Below are 18,575 nucleotides of genomic sequence, written 5' to 3'. Positions count from 1 at the left end.
TAAATATATAATTCCAGATGTTTAAAATATCTGATGTTTTTAATATATCATAAGCAGTCATTGGGCGCAATGAGATAATTTCCCTTTCCCTTTCTGACAATATTATGTTAAAATAGACCTGATTTTACATATGAAAGGAATCTTTTAAATGAACATAAAAATTAAATGGAGAAAACCAACGGTCAATTCCTTTTTTCTGGCAGCGACAGCAGCGGCGTTTCTTACTGCCTGCACCAGTACGGAAACGTCTATTAATAAGAATTCTGCAACCCCATCTACCGCAACTGGTTCTGAAGCAAAAGAGGAATTTCAGCCCATTGCAAAGCTTTTTCCAGGGGAAGGTTTATTCCCAATGCTTAACAATGTGCCGGAACAAAAGGATAATCCCATTCCTCAATATTTAAGAAATGGTGTTGAGCATCCAGTGGTCGCAAGTCTTCAGGAACGCCTGATGAATTTGGGCTTTATGGATAACGATGAACCGACTCATTATTTTGGTAATGTTACAGAAGCGGCTATTAAGGTTTATCAGCGCCAGAATGGACTTGCTCAGGATGGAATTGTAGGTTCTGAGACGTTTACCTCCATTATGTCACCGGCAGCGAAGTATTACGCAGTATCAAATGGAGTTTCTGGTGATGACATTTCAAGAATCCAAACCCGTCTTTATGAGCTTGGCTATCTGGCCAATGCCGCCCAGGTGAGCGGAACCTTTGGGGATGAAACTGAGGCCGCAGTAAGAAAACTTCAGGAAGTCAATGGCTTAAACATAGACGGTAAAGTTGGACGTCAGACCATCAACCTTTTGTATAGTGAGGAGATTAAGCCAAATCTGATCTCTTACGGGGAAAAGAGTGATGTAGTCTTAGCCAGCCAGAAGCGCTTAAAAGAGCTTGGATATTTAATTACGGAAGCAGACGGTGCATATGGCAACGATACGGTGACGGCAATCAAGCAGTTCCAGGGCCGTAATGACCTTGTGGTGGACGGATACTTAGGGCCATCCACCAGAGTGGCTTTAAACAGCAAAGAAGCTCAGCCAAACGGAATGACGCTTGGTGAACAGGGAGATTCTGTTGTTAATGTTCAAAAGCTCCTTAATAAGTATGGATATTTAGCAACTGCTAATGTGACCGGCTATTATGGAGAAGTGACTGAAAATGCGGTAAAGGCATTCCAGAACAACAACGGTCTGCCGGCAGACGGCTCTGTTGGTATGAATACTCTAAATAAGCTTACGGGAAGCGGTGTTAAGAGTGCTGGATCCAAAGGAAACCCCAGTAAGGGTGGAAGCAGTAACAACAACGGTGGCGGCCCTGTAAAGGGTGGCAGTGGTGTCAATGGACTTTTATCCATCGCAAGGTCTAAGCTTGGCAAGCCTTACGTTTGGGGATCAAAAGGGCCTGGTTCCTTTGACTGTTCCGGCTTTATCTATTGGTCTTTAAATCAGGTGGGAGTAAGACAGAGTTACTTAACCTCTTCTGGTTGGAGAAGCGTAGGGAAATACACAAAGATCAGCAGTTTTGGAGATTTAAAGGCAGGGGATATTGTAGTTGTTAGCGGCCACGTTGGCATTGTTGCAGGCGGCGGTAATGTAATTGATGCTTCCTCCAGTAATGGAAAAGTAGTAGAGCGTTCTTTAAGCAACTGGTGGAGAAATAACTTTATCTGTGGCTGGAGAATCTTCGGTTAAAAATATATGATTCCTATGTAAAAGGAGGGGGAGCCAGCTTTTGGCTCTCCCTCCTTTATCGTTATCTTTTAATGGGAAATGCAACTCTTGCTTTGAATAGATCCCCATCAATATGCAGTTGAAACTCACCACCTTGGAGCTCAGTAAGACTTTTGGCAATGGAAATTCCAAGTCCACTTCCTTCTGTGGTTCTGGCCACGTCACCTCGGACAAATCGCTCCGTTAACTCTTCCGCCTTTATGTTAAGGGCGGTTTCTGAAATATTCTTCATGGTGAAGACCACCATATCATCTTCTGTAGTGATGTCTACGTATACCCGGCTGTGCTCCATGGCATACTTAAATGCATTGTTGTAAAGATTTTCAAGGACTCTCCATAAATACCTGCCATCTGCCTCGATAAAGATGAATTCATCAGGTAGGTTAGATACCAATTCCAGATGGCGGAAGGAGAATTTTTCTTCAAATTCGCCGTTGGTTTGCTGAATCAGCTCTACAAAGTCTATGTTTAAGATCTCTAGCTTTAGATTGCCGGAGCTAGCCTTTGAAGCTTCCACCAGATCCTCGGTGAGCGTCTTAAGGCGATGGGATTTTTGCTCCAGGACCTCTAGATACCCTAATATCTTTTCGTCCTTGATTCCCTCTCGTTTGATGAGATCCACATAGTTGATGATGGAGGTAAGAGGCGTTTTGATATCATGGGACACATTGGTGATTAGGTCTGTCTTTAACCGTTCGCTTTTGACCTTTTCCTGAAGGGCCGTTTCCAGTCCAGTGCTGATGTGGTTAATATGCTCCGCTAGCTCTCTCTCTTTCCCGTTAAAAGAATTGATATCAATTTTGTAAGTGGTGTTTCCTAGGGATATATGAAGGAGCGCCTGGTTAATCTGGTCTGTCTCCCAGGCATGACGGTACATCTTATGAAAGACACAATAGTCAATGGCAAGTAATAAAAACCCTATGGCTCCCATTAAGATACGGGAAGCAAGATCTTTGTATGTGAAAAAAAGAATGCAAAAGGCCAGTATCATAAGGACGTTAAAGACCAGATAAAAAATATAGGCGAACATAATTCTGGTGGTAAAGCGGTGATTCTTAAAGTACAAGAACATATTGTTCCGGCATCGAAATAATAGACTGCCGGTCCATAAGGTGCCTGCTTTATATCGTTTTAACATGCTTAATGAAAACATCAGGCCAGCGGCGTAATAGATTAAAACCCGAAGAACCAATTCGCCATAATACCACTGTTCGTAGGAAAGAAACAAGTGGATGATCTTATCAAAGAGTATATCTGCCAGGAATAGGGAACATAAGGTGGCAGCGGCATAAAGAACAAAGCTTCCTTCGGCAGGAAGCTGTTTTAGCTTCTCTATTTGAGGTTGATAGGGTCCTTTTTCTTCCAAACCGGTTAAGCCTATCAATACATAGAGCGTAGCAGCGCTTCCAAGAATGCCAAAGACCAGGCTTACAATTCCTAAAATATATAACAAACGTACTTGATTGTAAGCGTTTGAGGCTTGAGCATAAGCGTCGCTATAGGGATAGGACGTGTCCACTCCTATAATCATATGATAATTGCCGTTGTTGTAGGGATTCATCTTTTCCAACTGGGCAGAAACGTCCTTTGGAGTGGTTGTTAAGTTAGAATCCACATAAAGAGATTCCCCGGTTACATAGAGATATTTGCCCATGGATTTAAAGTTTTCCAATGACTTCCCGGCAACATTGCGGTATTGCTTGTACTCATTTTGTGATTTCTCGTAACGGACCTCGAATTTTAAGTTGCTTGGGTTTTGAATAAAGCGGTAATAAAAGGAGTAGTAATTTCCAAGATGAGTAAGAACCTCATAGGAGAGCTGGTCCATAGTGACAAAGGCTTGTCCTGGTTCGGTAGCCACAAAATCAGGTTCATAAGCTCTATAGTCCACCCGTACGTTAAGGTTCTTATTATCAGAATCTGGAAGTTGTCCTCCGCTTACTTTAAACTGTTCATTGAGATAATATCCCTGTGATTTGGCCCGGCGTATCATCTCATCTACGGTATATTCCTTCATGGATCCGGGTCCATCCGTAACTTTAACGATAGGTTTTGAATAATCGATTCTACCATCTGTTTCAAAGACCTCTTTGTACCTTACATAATTAAAGATCTCATCAATGTCTGTCTTTAACTGGCGGGTGAACTCAGGGGTATCTTCATAGGTTTCATGGGTGATCCAGTTAATACCTTCTCCGTAGTGGATGTTGTTGTACATGATGGTAACGCCAACCACGACCAGAAAGGAAAAGATGATATGCAAAAGGGCAGCGGCTTCTTTTCTCTTTTTCATAATCGCTCCTATTGTTTTTCGATCTTATACCCGACGCCCCAAACCACTTTTAAGTAGCGTGGTTCCCTGGGATTGATTTCGATTTTCTCCCGGATGTGGCGGATGTGCACGGCTACAGTGTTATCTGCACCGATGGCTTCTTCGTTCCAGATCTGTTCGTAAATTTCGTCAATGGAGAATACTTTTCCTGCATTCCGAACCAGAAGTAAAAGAATGTTATATTCTATGGGGGTCAGTTTGATGAGCTCATCATCAACAGATACTTCCTTATTATCATCGTTAATAGAAAGCCCCCCACATTTGAAAACAGTGCCTGTAGGCTGCTGATTCATATTTCCAAGCTGGGTATAACGGCGTAACTGGGATTTGACCCTGGCAACAAGCTCTAAGGGGTTAAATGGTTTTGTTATATAATCATCGGCTCCGATGTTAAGTCCTAAGATTTTATCCGTGTCCTCTGATTTGGCGGATAGGATTATGATAGGAATGCTGCTTGACTCTCGTACCTTTAATGTGGTTCGGATCCCGTCAAGTCCTGGCATCATCACGTCTAGGATCATAAGATCCACTTCATTTTTTTCTAATAGCTCCAGGGCTTCAAAGCCGTCATAGGCTTTTATAACCTGAAAGCCTTCTCCTGTTAAATATATATCAATGGCTTCCACGATTTCTTTGTCATCATCACATACTAAGATATTCGGCATAATAAAACCTCCTTTTCAATTATTATACAACGTAGGCAGTAAAAAAGCACTTTACATTTTTCTAAAGAAATTTGAAACCAAGAGCTTTTCTGTCATGTTTCGGCATTTTTTCACATATGCTTTACCAATTCTGTTTAAAGGATGCTGTTATGAAAATATATGTGGTGCAGCAAGGGGACAGCGTAGATTCCATTGCCAGTTCACAGGGCGTTTCGGTAGAGGCATTGACCTATGACAATCAGATCGAAGCTCCCTATCGCCTGGCTATAGGTCAGGCGCTTTATATCCGGGGAGATGATCCATCGGAGGACAGAACTCCTCTTTATGTATTTGGATATGCCTATCCTTTTATTAATCCGGAAAACTTAGATAATACCCTACCGTTTTTGACGGATCTTTACGTCTTTTCTTACGGATTTACGGAGAACGGGGACTTAGTGCCGCCTATGGCTGACGATGACTGGATGATTGACCGGGCATTAGAGGCAGGGGTGCGCCCGATTCTAACCTTGACGCCCCTTGGAGCTGACGGGCGTTTTAACAACAATCTGGTGACAACCATGGTACATAACACCCAGGTGCAGCAACGGCTTATCTGGAATCTGGGACTTAAGATGCAGGAAAAAAGATTCGGTGGCCTGGATATTGATTTTGAGTATATTATGGCAGATGATCGTCTGGCTTATGCAGATTTTGTGGCAAGGACCACTGAGATCCTGAACCAGTTTGGATATCAGGTATCGGTGGCACTGGCGCCCAAGACTTCGGCGGATCAGGCCGGTCTTTTGTATGAGGGCGTGGATTATGGACTTTTGGGAGCGGCAGCGAATCGGGTGCTTTTAATGACATATGAGTGGGGGTATACATTCGGCCCTCCCATGGCAGTTGCTCCTATCAACCTGGTAAGAAGAGTGGTGGAGTATGCGCTAACAGAGATTCCCGTGTATAAGATGAGCCTTGGAATTCCCAACTACGGATATGACTGGCCTCTGCCTTATGAGCGGGGCGTGACAAGAGCAGAAACCATAAGCAATCTGGAGGCCATTCAGATTGCAATTGAAAATGGGGCGGAGATTCAGTTTGATGAGGAGGCTATGACTCCCTATTTCAGATACTGGAAATTTGGGGTTCAGCACGAGGTCTGGTTTGAGGATGTGAGAAGCTATCAGGCGAAGTTTGATTTAATTAAAGAATATGGTTTGACCGGTGCTGGATACTGGCAGCTAATGCAGTTCTTCCGGGCAAACTGGCTTTTACTGAGTCAGATGTTTGAAGCAAGGAAAGTTGGGGATTAAAGATAGGATGCAGGGTAAGGGATTTGTAGTTTCCCTTATCCTGCACTTTATTTTGATAAAAGATAGCACATTTTTTTGTAAAATTTCAACTTAAAAACATAGCTGCTAAACGTAATTTTTTTCATTTATAAACAGTTTCATTGAGGTTTCCTAGGTCGAAATAACTCTGATTATAAAGTGCCTAAAAAAGAACATGTCGAAATAGAAAAAACTTTGACAAAATATGGAATAACTGGTATCTTTAAGGCTAAGAAATAAATGAAACTAATTATTCAAGCAGGAGGGTTTATACTTTTATGGAGGGTACAAAAGTAGTTATAGTGGATGATTCCCCATTTTCAATTGCGTACATCAGGGGAATTCTTGAAAGACACGGACTTAATGTGGTCGGAGAAGCCGGCACATTGGAAGCAGTTAAGGAAGTGATAAAAGATAAGATGCCCCAGCTTGTAACCATGGATATGACATTGCCTGGAACAGATGGGCTGGAGTGTACAAGGGCGGTCCATGAGATTAATAAGGATATTAAGGTAATTGTCGTAAGCTCCATGATGGACGATGAAATCGTCAAGGCAGCAAAGGACAACAAGGTATCGGCTTATGTTCAGAAGCCGATTGACGAGGACAACCTTATGGCAGCGATAAGCCGGGTTATGGATTCAGATGAGCTGTATCAGGAATTATCGGATAAAAATATTGCTATCTTTAAGGAATCCCTTTTAGATGGAATTAATAAGATGGCTAAGTCCCTGATTACATATCAGGACGAATATACATGTCAAAGAGAATTTGAATCCAAAGGACTTACCATAATTATCGGCATCATTGGGAAGTTTTCAGGAAGAATGCTTATAGATCTAAGTATGAAAACGGCTCATGAGATAACTGCCGCAATTATGAGAAAAGAAACCAATACAAATGATGAAGTGATTGCAGTCATTGGCGAGCTGGCTAATATTATCTCCGGAAACGCATGCTCCGTAATCAACCGGATGAATAAAGCATTTGGATTACGAGTGGCTCCACCGACTATTATGCATGGAGAAAGTGTTTGCATTACATCACCTGGTTTCTATACAACTTCTGTGATTGGTGAATCAGAGTTTGGAGAGATTCTCCTTAATGTCGGATTTCAAAGGGGTGATGATCATTGGATGTAAAATACATAAATCCTTTTATACAGGCATTTTTTTCCGTAATGCCACAACTTGGTTTTGAAGACATTCAAAAAGAAGGCATTAGTCTGAAAGACGATAACCTGGTCAGTACAGGCGTGATTATGACGGTTGGTATTGTTGGAGAAGTAAAGGGAAATGTGGTGTACTGTCTTTCTTTAGAAGATGCAAAAGCCATCGCGTCCACCATGATGATGGGGATGCCAGTTGAGGAATTTGATGAGATGGCACAAAGTGCCGTTTCAGAACTTGCCAACATGCTGACAGCTAATGCCGCCACCTTCTTTTCTGAGATGGGAATTACGGTAGATATTTCCACACCAACTCTTATTTACGGAAGCAATGTGTCCATAAAGATGAGTGCCAATCAGGTGCTTTGCGTAAAGGTTTCCGCAAATGGTATTCCGTTTGAGACTAATATTGCCATTAATGGCTAATGTTCTGACTGTCAGGTCTAAGCACTTAGAAAACTATGCTTTTTTGTAGAGTTTAATAAAGAAAGAGTCTGATAAAAATAAGAGATAAGTTCAACGAGCAGTATATGGGATCTCCCGTATGTTGCTCGTTTTTGCTTGTGAAAAAACAGTATAAAAAATGTATAATTATAAAAACTTTATTGACAAGAAAGGGTCATGGTGTTATTATACCAACAAAACCAGTATGTTAATAAGTATAGATGGGAGATCCAATGAATAAAATGATGAATGCAGCGTGTTGTTCTTATGAAAAAGCGATGGACATGACAATGGCCATGCTTTTCATGTGCTGCAATCATGTTTATTTTATATACTCCCATCCAGGCAAGTAAGGAATGCATAAAAATTGCACTGCTTTACCACTTACCAAAAACGGGAGCCTTCGGGAGTCCGTTTTTTTATTTAGTAGGAAACTGCGTCCCATTACATAAAAAGCCCTACCGGGCGGGATGCACATAACACGCATAAAGAAGATTGCCACTATTGTGGCAGCGTGACAGCGCTAGAGTTTGGCAAGCCAGACACTTTGTTTTATGAGGGAGGAACTAGAGTGATTGAACTTCAAAATATTTCTAAGGTTTTTGGTACCGGAGAAGGGCAGGTTCATGCCATTGATGATGTGACGTTATCCATTGACAAAGGCGAGATATTTGGGATCATCGGATTCTCCGGAGCGGGTAAATCCACACTGGTTCGATGCATCAATTTATTAGAGGTGCCGACGGGGGGAAGGGTAATGGTTGATTCCAAGGAACTTACCACTCTTTCGGCCGGGGAGCTTCGTAGTGCAAGAAAAGGGATTGGCATGATCTTTCAACATTTTAACTTAATGCCTTCCAGAACGGTATTTGGAAATGTAGCATTTCCTTTAAAGGGGAGCAGTCTTGGCCGGGAAGAAAAAGAAAATAAGGTTCGAGAGCTTTTGCGGCTCGTGGATATCGAAGACAAAGAAAATGCCTATCCAAACCAACTCTCTGGCGGGCAAAAACAGAGAGTTGCCATAGCAAGGGCACTAGCCAATGATCCTAAGGTTCTTTTGTGTGACGAAGCCACCAGTGCATTAGATCCCCAGACTACCAAATCCATTTTGCAGCTTCTCAAAAAGGTCAACAAGCAACTTGGTATCACAGTAGTAGTGATAACCCATGAGATGGCTGTCATTAAAGAAATATGCGGACGGGTGGCCGTTATGGAAAAAGGAAAGGTTGTAGAGGAGGGAGAAGTATTTTCCATCTTTGCAAATCCAAGAGAGCCGGTTACCAGGGATTTTATTCGGACCACTTCCAGTTTACATAAGATTGAGGGGCTTTTGGCAGAGGATTCTCCAGTGACTCGAATAAAGCCAGGGGAGATGATTGTTCGCCTGTCTTATGTGGAGAAAAATGTCTCTGAGCCCTTGATTTCCACGGTTTCTAGAAACTTTGACATTGACCTTAACATTATATTTTCTGATATTGAGATTATTCAAGATGCTCCCATCGGTGGAACGGTGGCCATTATGAGTGGAGATCGGGATCAGATTGCATTGGCAATGAAGTATCTTGCCGAGAAAAACGTAGGAGTGGAGGTGATTCAGGATGCAGGAACTAATTTATAATGTTATTCCCAATGTGATGGGTAAGCTTCCCACCTTTTATCAGGCTATTGGGGATACGCTTATTATGGCCCTCTGGTCTGGCACCATTTCCTTTGTCTTAGGTATGATACTTGGGGTCATCATTACCGTAACTAGATCTGGTGGGATTTTAGCTCATAAGGGGCTTTATCAGGTCCTTGATAAAGTGATTAATTTCTTTCGTTCCATTCCCTTTATCATTCTCTTAACAGGTGTAATGCCGGTTTCCAGATTTATTATGGGAACGGCCATTGGAGTGGAGGGAGCCATCGTTCCCTTGGTGTTTGGAACCGTTCCGTTTTTTGCCAGACAAATCGAAAGTGCCTTGGCGGAAATTGACCACGGTCTTATCGAAGCGGCCCTTTCCATGGGAAAGAGTCCCTTAGAGATTATATTCCAGGTGTATCTAAGAGAAAGTATAAGCGGAATTGCCAGAGGCACCACCATTACGGCCATCAGCCTTCTTGGGTTGACTGCCATGGCTGGAGTTGTAGGAGCAGGAGGTCTGGGAGATTATGCCATACGGTATGGACACGACAGAAATCAGACAGATGTGACCTATGTGACTGTTTTGGTTCTGGTTTTTATGGTAAGCATCATTCAGATTATTGGAAACCGAATTGTAAAAAAGAACACCCACTAGCGGGGTCTTATGAAAGGCGGTAGTGAAATGGAGCTTCAAAGAAGAAAAATTATCATTGTCGGTGCTGGTCATGTTGGGTCTCATGCAGGATATTCTCTCATTTCTCAGGGGCTTTGTGAGGAAATCGTATACATAGACATTGATAAGGAAAAGGCAAAAGCTCAGGCTATGGATCTATTTGATGCCACAGTCTATTTACCCAGGCGATGTTTGGTAAGAGCAGGTAATTATGAGGATGCAAAGGATGGGGATCTGTTGATCGTGGCAGCAGGACCTTTGCCTGATATGAGCAAGGGGCAGACGAGAATGGATACTCTGCGGGAGACTATAGCTATTATAAAGGAAGTGGCGGAAGGCATACGAATCTCTGGGTTTCAGGGGATCATTTTAAATATCTCAAACCCAGCTGATGTGGTGACTCACTATATTCAGCATACGCTTTTCTATCCGGCAGAGAAGATTCTTTCTACCAGTACCACTTTAGATAGTGCAAGACTTAGGAGAGCCATATCAGAGGCAGTAGGCGTGGATCAGAAATCCATACTTGCGTATGCCCTTGGGGAGCATGGAGAAAGCCAGATGGTAGCATGGTCTGCGGTTACCATAGGAGGAAAGCCACTTTCCCAGTTGATTCAGGAGCAGCCGGATACCTATGGGGCTCTTGACTTAAAAGCCATAGCGGAGGAAGGAAAGGCTGGTGGCTGGCATATTTTAGCTGGAAAGGGTTCTACGGAATTTGGAATCGGAGCCTCCATTGCAGAAGTGGTCAGAGCTATATTTGGAGATGAAAACCGGATTCTTCCAGTATCCACCCTGCTGACCGGACAATATGGGGAAACAGGAGTCTATGCAAGCGCTCCCTCTCTTTTAAACCGCCATGGAGTGGTTGATGTGATCGAACTTAATTTAACAAAAGAGGAACTAGATGAATTTCACAAGTCCTGTCAGACCATGAAAGATAACTTTGATCTGGCACTTACATTATAACCACAACAAAACATGGAGGAAACAATTATGAAACTGAAAAAACTAATTACCCTTACCTTATCTACAGCAACCTTAGCCCTTTTCTTAACAGCTTGTGGTTCAAAGCCAAGTGAAACAACAGCTTTAAAGGATTCCAAACCGGCGGAAACAAAGGAAGCAGAAGCGACCACGGAAACAAGCTCCCAGGCAGTGGCTGAGACAAAGGCAGCTACAGTGACAGTAAAACTTGGAGTTGTGGGAAGTATTTATGAAGAGCTTTGGGCTCCTACAAAAGAGGCATTAAAAAACGAAGGAATCAACCTGGATATTGTACAGTTTTCCGATTATGTAACTCCTAATAATGCGTTGGCAAATGGGGAAATCGACTTAAATGCATTCCAGCACCGCATTTATTTAAAGAAAGAAATCGAAAGCTACAGCTATAAGATTGAGCCCATCGGCAACACGTTCATCATTCCTTTAAACCTCTATTCCAGCAAGGTTAAGTCTGTGTCTGAATTAAAGGACGGAGATACCGTAGCAATTCCAAACGATGTAACAAACGGAGGTCGTGCCTTAAAGGTATTAGAGTCCGCTGGACTGATTAAAATAAAAAAGGATGCAGGTTTTAGCCCTACCATTGATGACATTGAAACATATACCGTTAAAATTAAAATCCAGGAGCTTGCAGCAAATACCATTCCATCTGCACTGGCTGATGTGGCAGCAGGAATCGTCAACGGCAATTTCGCCCTTGATTTTGGGTTAAAGACGGAAGAAGCAATCTTTAAAGATACTAGCCTGAAGGAAGAAAATTACTGGAATTTAATTGCAGCCCGGTCTGAGGATCTATCTGATCCAGAGAAGAAAGCGGCTTACGAAAAGGTGGTTAAGGCCTTCCAGTCTTCTGAGACAGAAAAAGTCTTTGATGATAACTTTGGTGGATTTTTTATAAAAGCAGGCTGGGATCAGAATCTGCTAAGTAAATAAAAGATAAATCAATCATCTTTGATATCATATCATACAAATAGGAGGCAATGAATATGCAGAAATTGTCTGAACGGACGGCTAGCTTTACGGATTCTGTGATTCGCAGGATGACTAGAATTTCCAATTTGCACGGCGCTGTTAATCTATCTCAGGGATTTCCGGATTTTGATCCGCCAAAGGAGATATTGAACCGATTAAAGGAGGTGGCTGATGAGGATTACCATCAGTATTCCATCACCTGGGGAGCACAAAATTTCAGGGAAGCCCTGGCGGAGAAACAATCCGGCCCTATGGGACGAAACATTAATCCTGATCGGGAGATTGTAGTCACCTGCGGAAGTACGGAAGCTATGATGGCTGCCATGATGACCGTAGCAAACCCTGGAGATAAAGTCATTGTCTTTTCCCCGTTTTATGAAAATTACGGAGCAGATGCTATATTGTCGGGAGCGGAGGCGATTTACGTACCACTCTACCCGCCCTTATTCCAGTTTGATAAGGAAGAACTGGAAGCTGCATTTTTAAAGCATCCAAAGGCTTTGATTCTCTGCAATCCTTCTAACCCCTGCGGTAAGGTGTTTACGAAAGAGGAGCTTACCTTTATTGCAGAGTTGGCAATGAAATATGATGTGTATGTGATTGCAGATGAAGTGTATGAACATATTATTTACGAACCTCACCACCATACTTACATTGCGTCTCTTCCAGGCATGTGGGAGCGGACCATTTCCTGCAGCTCCCTTTCTAAAACCTATTCCATCACAGGCTGGCGCCTTGGTTATATCATTGCTTCCGCAGAAATCATTGATGTGGCAAGAAAGGTTCATGATTTTCTTACGGTGGGAGCAGCAGCGCCGTTGCAGGAGGCTGTCATTCCAGGTCTTAAATTTGGACCGGATTATTATGAGATCCTGCGACTTAAGTACAGCAGGAAGCGGGAACTGTTTTTAAAGGGATTAGATGAGATTGGACTGGTTCACACCATACCAGAAGGTGCGTATTACGTACTCATGGATATTAAGGAATTTCACTATGAAAGTGATCTGGAATTTTGTGAGGTATTGGCAAAAGAAGTGGGAGTGGGAGCAGTTCCTGGGTCTAGCTTTTTTAAAGAACCGGTAAACCATCTTATCCGGTTTCATTTTGCAAAAAGGGACGGGACATTAAGTGAGGCCTTAGAACGGCTTTCTCAGATCAGAAAAAAGATTCCTGCTAAGAGCAGGTTTTTATAAAACGATGCAAAGGGCTGGAATCCACAAAAAGGGGATTTCAGCCCTTTTTTCTCTTTTGATATATGTTGATTGCCATTGACAAATTAGAAATCAGTCATATAATAGTTGTATATGCAATAGTTGCAAGTGCAACATAAAATACACGTGGAGAGACTAACATGAAAAAATTGCTGCTTTATGTGAAGAAGTACAAAAAGGAATTTATCCTTGCAGTTATCTGCATTCAGGTGGAAACCATTTTCGAATTGGTAATTCCCCTGATTATGGCAGATATTATTGATGTAGGTGTTGCAACTGGTGATAAGCACTATATTCTGGTCAAAGGATTCCAGATGGTGGCATTTGCACTTGTTTCCCTGATTCTTGGGCATGCCTGTGCCAAGTACACGGCCAGGGCAGGAAGTGGAATAGGAGCTGAGATTCGTAAGGCGGAATTTCAGAAAATGCAGTCTTATTCCTTTGCCAACACAGACCGGTTTAGCACGCCTTCCCTGGTTACCAGGCTGACAAGTGATATTACAGCCATACAAAATTCCATTACCAATGGATTGCGACCAGGATTTCGTTCCCCAGTGATGATGATCACCGCTATGGTGGTTTCTTTTCGTATCAATCCAAAGCTGGCTCTTGTGTTTTTCCTGGCGGCACCAACTTTGGCAGTCATTCTTTTTTTCATTATAAAAAATGTCAGACCGCTGTACGGGAAGATGCAAGGGGCCATGGACATGGTAAACCGTATCATACAAGAAAATCTTACGGCCATCCGAGTGGTCAAGGCTTATGTGCGTGGGGATCACGAAATCGAGAAGTTTCAGGAGGTGAATGATAGTCTTCAAAGCTCTTCCGAACGTTCCTTTTCCTTGGCCTCTCTTAATATGCCTGCCATGCAGTACGTAATGTATGGAACCATCTTAAGCATCTTATGGTTTGGTGGAAATATGGTCATATTGGGCAACATGAAGGTGGGAGCGCTCACTAGCTTTTTAAGTTATGTGCTGCAGGTTTTAAATTCCCTTATGATGTTTTCTAATGTATTTCTTTTATTTACTCGTTCCTTAACCTCCTGGAAACGAATTTCTGAGGTACTTGATGAAATGCCAGCCATCAATGATGACCGGGCAACGGATCGTGTCATAGAAAAAGGTACCATACGGTTTGACCATGTATATTTTAAGTACAAGGACACAGCCAAAGAGTATGTGTTATCCGATATTTCCTTTCAGATAGAGCCAGGTCAAACCATAGGTATCATTGGTCAGACAGGAGCCGCTAAAAGTACATTGGTCCAGTTGATTCCAAGGCTTTATGAAGCAACCGAAGGAAATATCTATATTGATGACCATCCAATTTATGAATATACCCAGGATCATCTAAGAGATTCCATTGCAATGGTGCTTCAAAAAAACACTCTGTTTTCCGGTACTGTAAGAGAAAATCTTTACTGGGGAAAGGAAGATGCAACGGATGAAGAACTGGAACGGGCGGTAAACATATCCTGCGTAAGCGAGTTTTTGGATCGGCTTGAACATGGCTATGATACCGAACTTGGACAAGGCGGAGTTAATGTATCTGGAGGACAAAAGCAGAGAATCTGCATTGCCAGAGCTATCTTAAGGGAGCCAAAGATCATGATCCTTGATGATTCCACAAGCGCCCTAGATACCGCCACTGAGGCAAAGATTAAGGAAGGGCTTGAAAAAGAACTTCCCGGTATGACAAAGATTATGATCAGTCAGAGAATATCGTCCATCATGCATGCGGAGCAGATTATCATCCTAGATGATGGCAGAATCAATGGAATCGGGACTCACGACCAACTGCTTGAGGAAAACGAAATATATCAAGACATTTATTATTCCCAGCAGAAAGGAGGGATCCAGGCTGTATGAAGCAAACAGGAAGAGCAAAACCAAAGGATGCAAAAAAAGCAATGAGTCATCTGTTGACTTACCTTGGGCATCATAAACGTTCTATGGCAGCCATTGCCGTGCTGGTGTGCATCAGCGCAGTATCAAGTATTGCAGGAACTTACTTACTAAAACCAGTGATCAACGATTTTATCGTGCCTGGTGATATTAAAGGACTTATCCAGATGATTGCAATTATGGGAATTATCTATCTCCTGGGGGCGACCTCCTGCCTCCTCTACAACCAGATGATGGTACGGGTATCCCAAAAGGTGGTGGGAGAAATCCGAATGGATTTGTTTCGTAAGACCCAGAAACTTCCTCTTAAGTATTTCGATACCCACACTCATGGACAGTTGATGAGCCACTTCACAAACGATGTGGATACCATTTCAGAGGCATTGAACAACAGCTTCACCCTGCTGATACAAAGTTTTATTACATCGGTAGGAACGGTTATTATGCTGATTGTATTGGATGTCAGACTATCTCTCATCGTAGTTGTCTTTCTCCTCATTATGTTACTCTATATCAGGCATAATGGAATACTCAGCAAACGATATTTTGTAGAACAGCAAAAGAATCTGGGGAACATCAATGGCTTTGTAGAGGAAATGGTAGAAGGACAGAAGGTGGAAAAGGTCTTTCGTCATGAGAGACAGGATTTTGATAATTTCTGTGAACTTAATGAAAAGCTGCGGATATCCTCTACCATGGCAACCAGCTATACTGGAATCACAGTTCCAACCATTGTATCTCTTTCCTATATTAACTACGCAGTGTCAGCTTGCATCGGGGGTCTCTTTGCCTTATCCGGGTTGATTAATCTTGGTACTTTGGCCTCTTATCTGGTATACGTAAGACAGAGTGCTATGCCAATGAATCAATTTACCAATCAGATTAACTTCCTCATGGTAGCGCTTGCCAGTGCTGAGAAGATATTTGATATGATGGAAATAGAACCAGAAATTGATGAAGGTGTTGTTACACTAAAGCGGGTTATGGAGTGGGAAAATGGAACTCTTTCAGAAACTGAGCATTATACCGGCCATTTTGCATGGAAGGTGCCGGGAGAAAGAGGTGATTTCCAGTTAATCCCCTTAAAGGGAGATGTCCGTTTTCACGATGTGGTGTTTGGGTATAACAAAGAGCATACCATACTAAATGGAATCAGCCTTTATGCAAAACCGGGTCAGAAGATAGCTTTTGTAGGCTCCACTGGGGCAGGCAAGACTACAATCATCAATCTTGTGAATCGGTTCTATGAAATAGACAACGGAACCATCACCTACGATGGCATTGATATCAGAGACATAAAAAAGGATGATTTAAGGCGCTCCATATCCCTGGTTATTCAGGACACCCATTTATTTACTGGAACCATAGCAGACAACATTCGATATGGTAGACTAAATGCATCGGATGAGGACATTATGGATTCCGCCAAAATTGCCAACGCAGATTCCTTTATTCGCCGTCTGCCAAATGGCTACGATACGCTGTTAGAAAGTGATGGCAGGAACTTATCCCAGGGACAGAGACAGCTCATTGCCATTGCAAGAGCGGCAATCTCTCAGCCACCGGTACTTGTTCTAGATGAAGCCACCAGCTCCATTGACACAAGAACGGAAAAGCTCATAGAAAAAGGAATGGACGCGCTTATGAAGGATCGAACCGTGTTTGTAATCGCTCACCGTTTATCCACCGTAAGAAATTCAAAAGCCATCCTGGTCTTAGAACAAGGTGAAGTAATTGAACGTGGAAGTCATGAAGAGTTGCTGGAACAACAAGGAAAGTATTATAATCTTCATATGGGACTTTTTGAACTGGAATAACAAAAAATAGAAGCAAGACGAAAAAGGAGGAAATGAATGAGCAATGAATCCATTCGAGAATTAATGGTAAGAGGAGAAAGAGCAAGAAAGCAGATATTTTCACCACTTTTATCTGAACTCGGTCTTACCCCTGGACAAGGGCAGGCCAGGATTTTATATTATTTATTTTTAAAAGACAATATCACTCAAAAAGAACTGGCAGATAGCTGCCACTTTGAAGCGACTACCATGTCAAGGAACTTAGATAAGCTTGAAAATTTAGGTCTGCTCACTAGACAGAATAATCCCGATTGCAGACGCTCCTTTTTGATCTGCCTGACTGATAAGGGAACGGCAGAGGCAAAAGAAATCAAAAAAGTATTTGAGCTGTTTGAAGGAATCGTATCAGACGGTATCTCCCAGGAAGAATTTGATGTATATTTAAAGGTTATGACACGGATGTGCGTGAATCTGGAATCTTATAATAAGAAAGAAAAATAGATCAGTCTGTCCCCATGATCGATTGACATGAGACACCCCAGACTGCTATAATTTTAGTAAGAATATCGTCGGTGAATGAATAAGGAGTGCTTATGAAATTACAGGAAAAAAGGGAAGTATTAAGAAATTATATCAAAGAGATGGGAAGTCTTGCGGTGGCATTTTCTTCTGGAGTGGATTCCACCTTTCTTTTAAAAACAGCTCATGAGGTGCTGGGGGATCAGGTGATTGCAGTAACCGCCCGTTCCTGTTCCTTTCCGGAACGGGAACTTAAGGAAGCAATCGCATTTTGTGAACAAGAAGGAATCAGACATTTTATCGTAGATAGTGAAGAGCTGGACATCGAAGGCTTTGAAAGCAATCCAAAGAACCGTTGTTATTTATGCAAACATGAGCTGTTTGAAAAGATTGCTTTGATTGCAAAGGAGCAGGGGATCAAGGAGATCGCAGAAGGTTCGAACCTTGATGATAACGGTGATTACCGCCCAGGCCTGATTGCGGTAGCGGAGTTGAACATAAAAAGCCCTCTGCGTCATGCTGAGCTTACAAAAGAAGATATCAGGGAGTTGTCAAAGGAGATGGATTTAAAAACCTGGGATAAGCAGTCCTTTGCCTGCCTTTCCAGCCGTTTCGTCTATGGAGAGACGATCTCCAGGGAAAAACTTTCTATGGTAGACAAAGCAGAACAACGTCTTCTTGATATGGGCTTTTATCAGGTCAGAGTGAGGATTCACGGAACCATTGCAAGAATTGAAGTTCTTCCTTCCCAGTTGGAACGCCTTGTGGCAAGAAGAGAAGAATTTACCGAATACTTCCACGAATTGGGATTCTCCTATATCGCCATGGACTTAGATGGGTATCGAATGGGAAGCATGAATGCTACATTGGAAGAAACCACGGTATCATAAATAAGGCATTAGAAAGTCACTAAGTGTCCGATTTATTTATTTTTAAGGGCATAGATAGAGTACTGTTATTTTAAAAGTGGTTCAGCTTAAAAGGGATCATGAAAAAGGATTGAATTATGGGCTGACTTACATTAAAAACTTATAACCCATATGATTTCTTCTTGTAAAAAGGTGCTTTGAACGTGGCTTTTAAAAACCAGTCAAGGCACTTTTTTATGTGAAGATGTAGACGCAGATGTTTCTGGCACATGTGTATGCATTTGCAATGTTTGGTAGTACTTTGCAGCAGCTTCCGGTCTATTGTCATTCTGGTCCATAGCACTC

The 18,575-nt window shown here is 42.3% G+C and carries 15 protein-coding genes; 13 read left to right on the top strand and 2 right to left on the bottom strand.

From position 1 onward, the window contains the following. The first annotated feature begins 148 nt into the window (after nt 1-148). The gene (locus BET01_RS02870; RefSeq protein ID WP_120195231.1) at nt 149-1,693 is read left to right on the top strand and encodes a C40 family peptidase; all 1,545 of its coding nucleotides are present in this window, start codon (nt 149-151) and stop codon (nt 1,691-1,693) included. Between the two features lie 61 nt (nt 1,694-1,754). Here the strand turns inward: BET01_RS02870 and BET01_RS02865 are convergent, their stop codons facing one another. Then, nucleotides 1,755-4,025, bottom strand: coding sequence for a sensor histidine kinase (locus tag BET01_RS02865; RefSeq protein ID WP_120195230.1), 2,271 nt, complete (start codon nt 4,023-4,025; stop codon nt 1,755-1,757). An 8-nt stretch (nt 4,026-4,033) separates the two neighbouring features. After that, the gene (locus tag BET01_RS02860) at nt 4,034-4,729 is read right to left on the bottom strand and encodes a response regulator transcription factor (protein WP_120195229.1); all 696 of its coding nucleotides are present in this window, start codon (nt 4,727-4,729) and stop codon (nt 4,034-4,036) included. Between the two features lie 149 nt (nt 4,730-4,878). On the opposite strand from BET01_RS02860, the gene BET01_RS02855 reads away from it, so the two are divergent. The 12 genes from BET01_RS02855 to larE all read left to right on the top strand — a co-directional run bounded on the left by BET01_RS02855 (nt 4,879) and on the right by larE (nt 18,251). Further along, the gene (locus BET01_RS02855) at nt 4,879-6,024 is read left to right on the top strand and encodes a glycosyl hydrolase family 18 protein (protein WP_120195228.1); all 1,146 of its coding nucleotides are present in this window, start codon (nt 4,879-4,881) and stop codon (nt 6,022-6,024) included. Nucleotides 6,025-6,320: 296 nt separating this feature from the next. Next, nucleotides 6,321-7,184: a response regulator gene (locus tag BET01_RS02850; RefSeq protein WP_120195227.1), complete on the top strand. Its 864-nt coding sequence runs from the start codon at nt 6,321-6,323 to the stop codon at nt 7,182-7,184. Next, entirely contained in the window at nt 7,175-7,636 is a 462-nt protein-coding gene (locus BET01_RS02845) for a chemotaxis protein CheX (RefSeq protein ID WP_120195226.1), read from the top strand. The genes BET01_RS02850 and BET01_RS02845 overlap by 10 nt, the downstream gene beginning before the upstream one ends. 589 nt (nt 7,637-8,225) lie before the next feature. After that, nucleotides 8,226-9,272 (top strand): methionine ABC transporter ATP-binding protein, encoded by a 1,047-nt coding sequence (locus tag BET01_RS02840; RefSeq protein ID WP_120195225.1) that lies wholly within the window; start codon nt 8,226-8,228, stop codon nt 9,270-9,272. Further along, complete coding sequence (locus tag BET01_RS02835; RefSeq protein ID WP_120195224.1) at nt 9,253-9,933, top strand: methionine ABC transporter permease; 681 nt, start codon at nt 9,253-9,255, stop codon at nt 9,931-9,933. Before BET01_RS02840 ends, BET01_RS02835 begins: the two co-directional genes overlap by 20 nt. Before the next feature lie 9 nt (nt 9,934-9,942). Further along, nucleotides 9,943-10,920 (top strand): L-lactate dehydrogenase, encoded by a 978-nt coding sequence (locus BET01_RS02830; RefSeq protein WP_243117099.1) that lies wholly within the window; start codon nt 9,943-9,945, stop codon nt 10,918-10,920. A gap of 27 nt (nt 10,921-10,947) precedes the next feature. After that, nucleotides 10,948-11,889: a MetQ/NlpA family ABC transporter substrate-binding protein gene (locus BET01_RS02825; protein WP_120195222.1), complete on the top strand. Its 942-nt coding sequence runs from the start codon at nt 10,948-10,950 to the stop codon at nt 11,887-11,889. Between the two features lie 53 nt (nt 11,890-11,942). Beyond that, nucleotides 11,943-13,121, top strand: coding sequence for a pyridoxal phosphate-dependent aminotransferase (locus BET01_RS02820; protein ID WP_120195221.1), 1,179 nt, complete (start codon nt 11,943-11,945; stop codon nt 13,119-13,121). A gap of 158 nt (nt 13,122-13,279) precedes the next feature. Next, nucleotides 13,280-15,010, top strand: a complete 1,731-nt coding sequence (locus BET01_RS02815; RefSeq protein WP_120195220.1) for an ABC transporter ATP-binding protein — start codon at nt 13,280-13,282, stop codon at nt 15,008-15,010. Beyond that, nucleotides 15,007-16,863, top strand: coding sequence for an ABC transporter ATP-binding protein (locus BET01_RS02810; RefSeq protein ID WP_120195219.1), 1,857 nt, complete (start codon nt 15,007-15,009; stop codon nt 16,861-16,863). The genes BET01_RS02815 and BET01_RS02810 overlap by 4 nt, the downstream gene beginning before the upstream one ends. Before the next feature lie 36 nt (nt 16,864-16,899). After that, on the top strand, nt 16,900-17,343 hold the full coding sequence (locus BET01_RS02805; protein ID WP_120195218.1) for a MarR family winged helix-turn-helix transcriptional regulator: 444 nt from the start codon (nt 16,900-16,902) through the stop codon (nt 17,341-17,343). Between the two features lie 92 nt (nt 17,344-17,435). Further along, nucleotides 17,436-18,251 carry an ATP-dependent sacrificial sulfur transferase LarE gene (gene larE, locus BET01_RS02800; protein WP_120195217.1) on the top strand — a complete coding sequence of 272 codons (816 nt, stop codon included), beginning with the start codon at nt 17,436-17,438 and terminating at the stop codon, nt 18,249-18,251. Nucleotides 18,252-18,575: the final 324 nt, after the last annotated feature.

The sequence above is a fragment of the Lacrimispora algidixylanolytica genome (assembly GCF_003609635.1).
Lineage (GTDB): Bacteria > Bacillota > Clostridia > Lachnospirales > Lachnospiraceae > Lacrimispora > Lacrimispora algidixylanolytica.
Note: the sequence above shows the minus strand (reverse complement) of the source record. Positions and strands in the feature narration are given on the sequence as shown.

What these genes read in the sequence shown, in the direction of transcription:
- larE (WP_120195217.1), top strand. Translation starts at nt 17,436, where the DNA reads ATGAAATTACAGGAAAAAAGGGAAGTATTAAGAAATTATATCAAAGAG.
- BET01_RS02825 (WP_120195222.1), top strand. Translation starts at nt 10,948, where the DNA reads ATGAAACTGAAAAAACTAATTACCCTTACCTTATCTACAGCAACCTTA.
- BET01_RS02820 (WP_120195221.1), top strand. Translation starts at nt 11,943, where the DNA reads ATGCAGAAATTGTCTGAACGGACGGCTAGCTTTACGGATTCTGTGATT.
- BET01_RS02860 (WP_120195229.1), bottom strand. Translation starts at nt 4,729, where the DNA reads ATGCCGAATATCTTAGTATGTGATGATGACAAAGAAATCGTGGAAGCC.
- BET01_RS02805 (WP_120195218.1), top strand. Translation starts at nt 16,900, where the DNA reads ATGAGCAATGAATCCATTCGAGAATTAATGGTAAGAGGAGAAAGAGCA.
- BET01_RS02815 (WP_120195220.1), top strand. Translation starts at nt 13,280, where the DNA reads ATGAAAAAATTGCTGCTTTATGTGAAGAAGTACAAAAAGGAATTTATC.
- BET01_RS02855 (WP_120195228.1), top strand. Translation starts at nt 4,879, where the DNA reads ATGAAAATATATGTGGTGCAGCAAGGGGACAGCGTAGATTCCATTGCC.
- BET01_RS02850 (WP_120195227.1), top strand. Translation starts at nt 6,321, where the DNA reads ATGGAGGGTACAAAAGTAGTTATAGTGGATGATTCCCCATTTTCAATT.
- BET01_RS02865 (WP_120195230.1), bottom strand. Translation starts at nt 4,025, where the DNA reads ATGAAAAAGAGAAAAGAAGCCGCTGCCCTTTTGCATATCATCTTTTCC.
- BET01_RS02810 (WP_120195219.1), top strand. Translation starts at nt 15,007, where the DNA reads ATGAAGCAAACAGGAAGAGCAAAACCAAAGGATGCAAAAAAAGCAATG.
- BET01_RS02835 (WP_120195224.1), top strand. Translation starts at nt 9,253, where the DNA reads ATGCAGGAACTAATTTATAATGTTATTCCCAATGTGATGGGTAAGCTT.
- BET01_RS02870 (WP_120195231.1), top strand. Translation starts at nt 149, where the DNA reads ATGAACATAAAAATTAAATGGAGAAAACCAACGGTCAATTCCTTTTTT.
- BET01_RS02830 (WP_243117099.1), top strand. Translation starts at nt 9,943, where the DNA reads ATGAAAGGCGGTAGTGAAATGGAGCTTCAAAGAAGAAAAATTATCATT.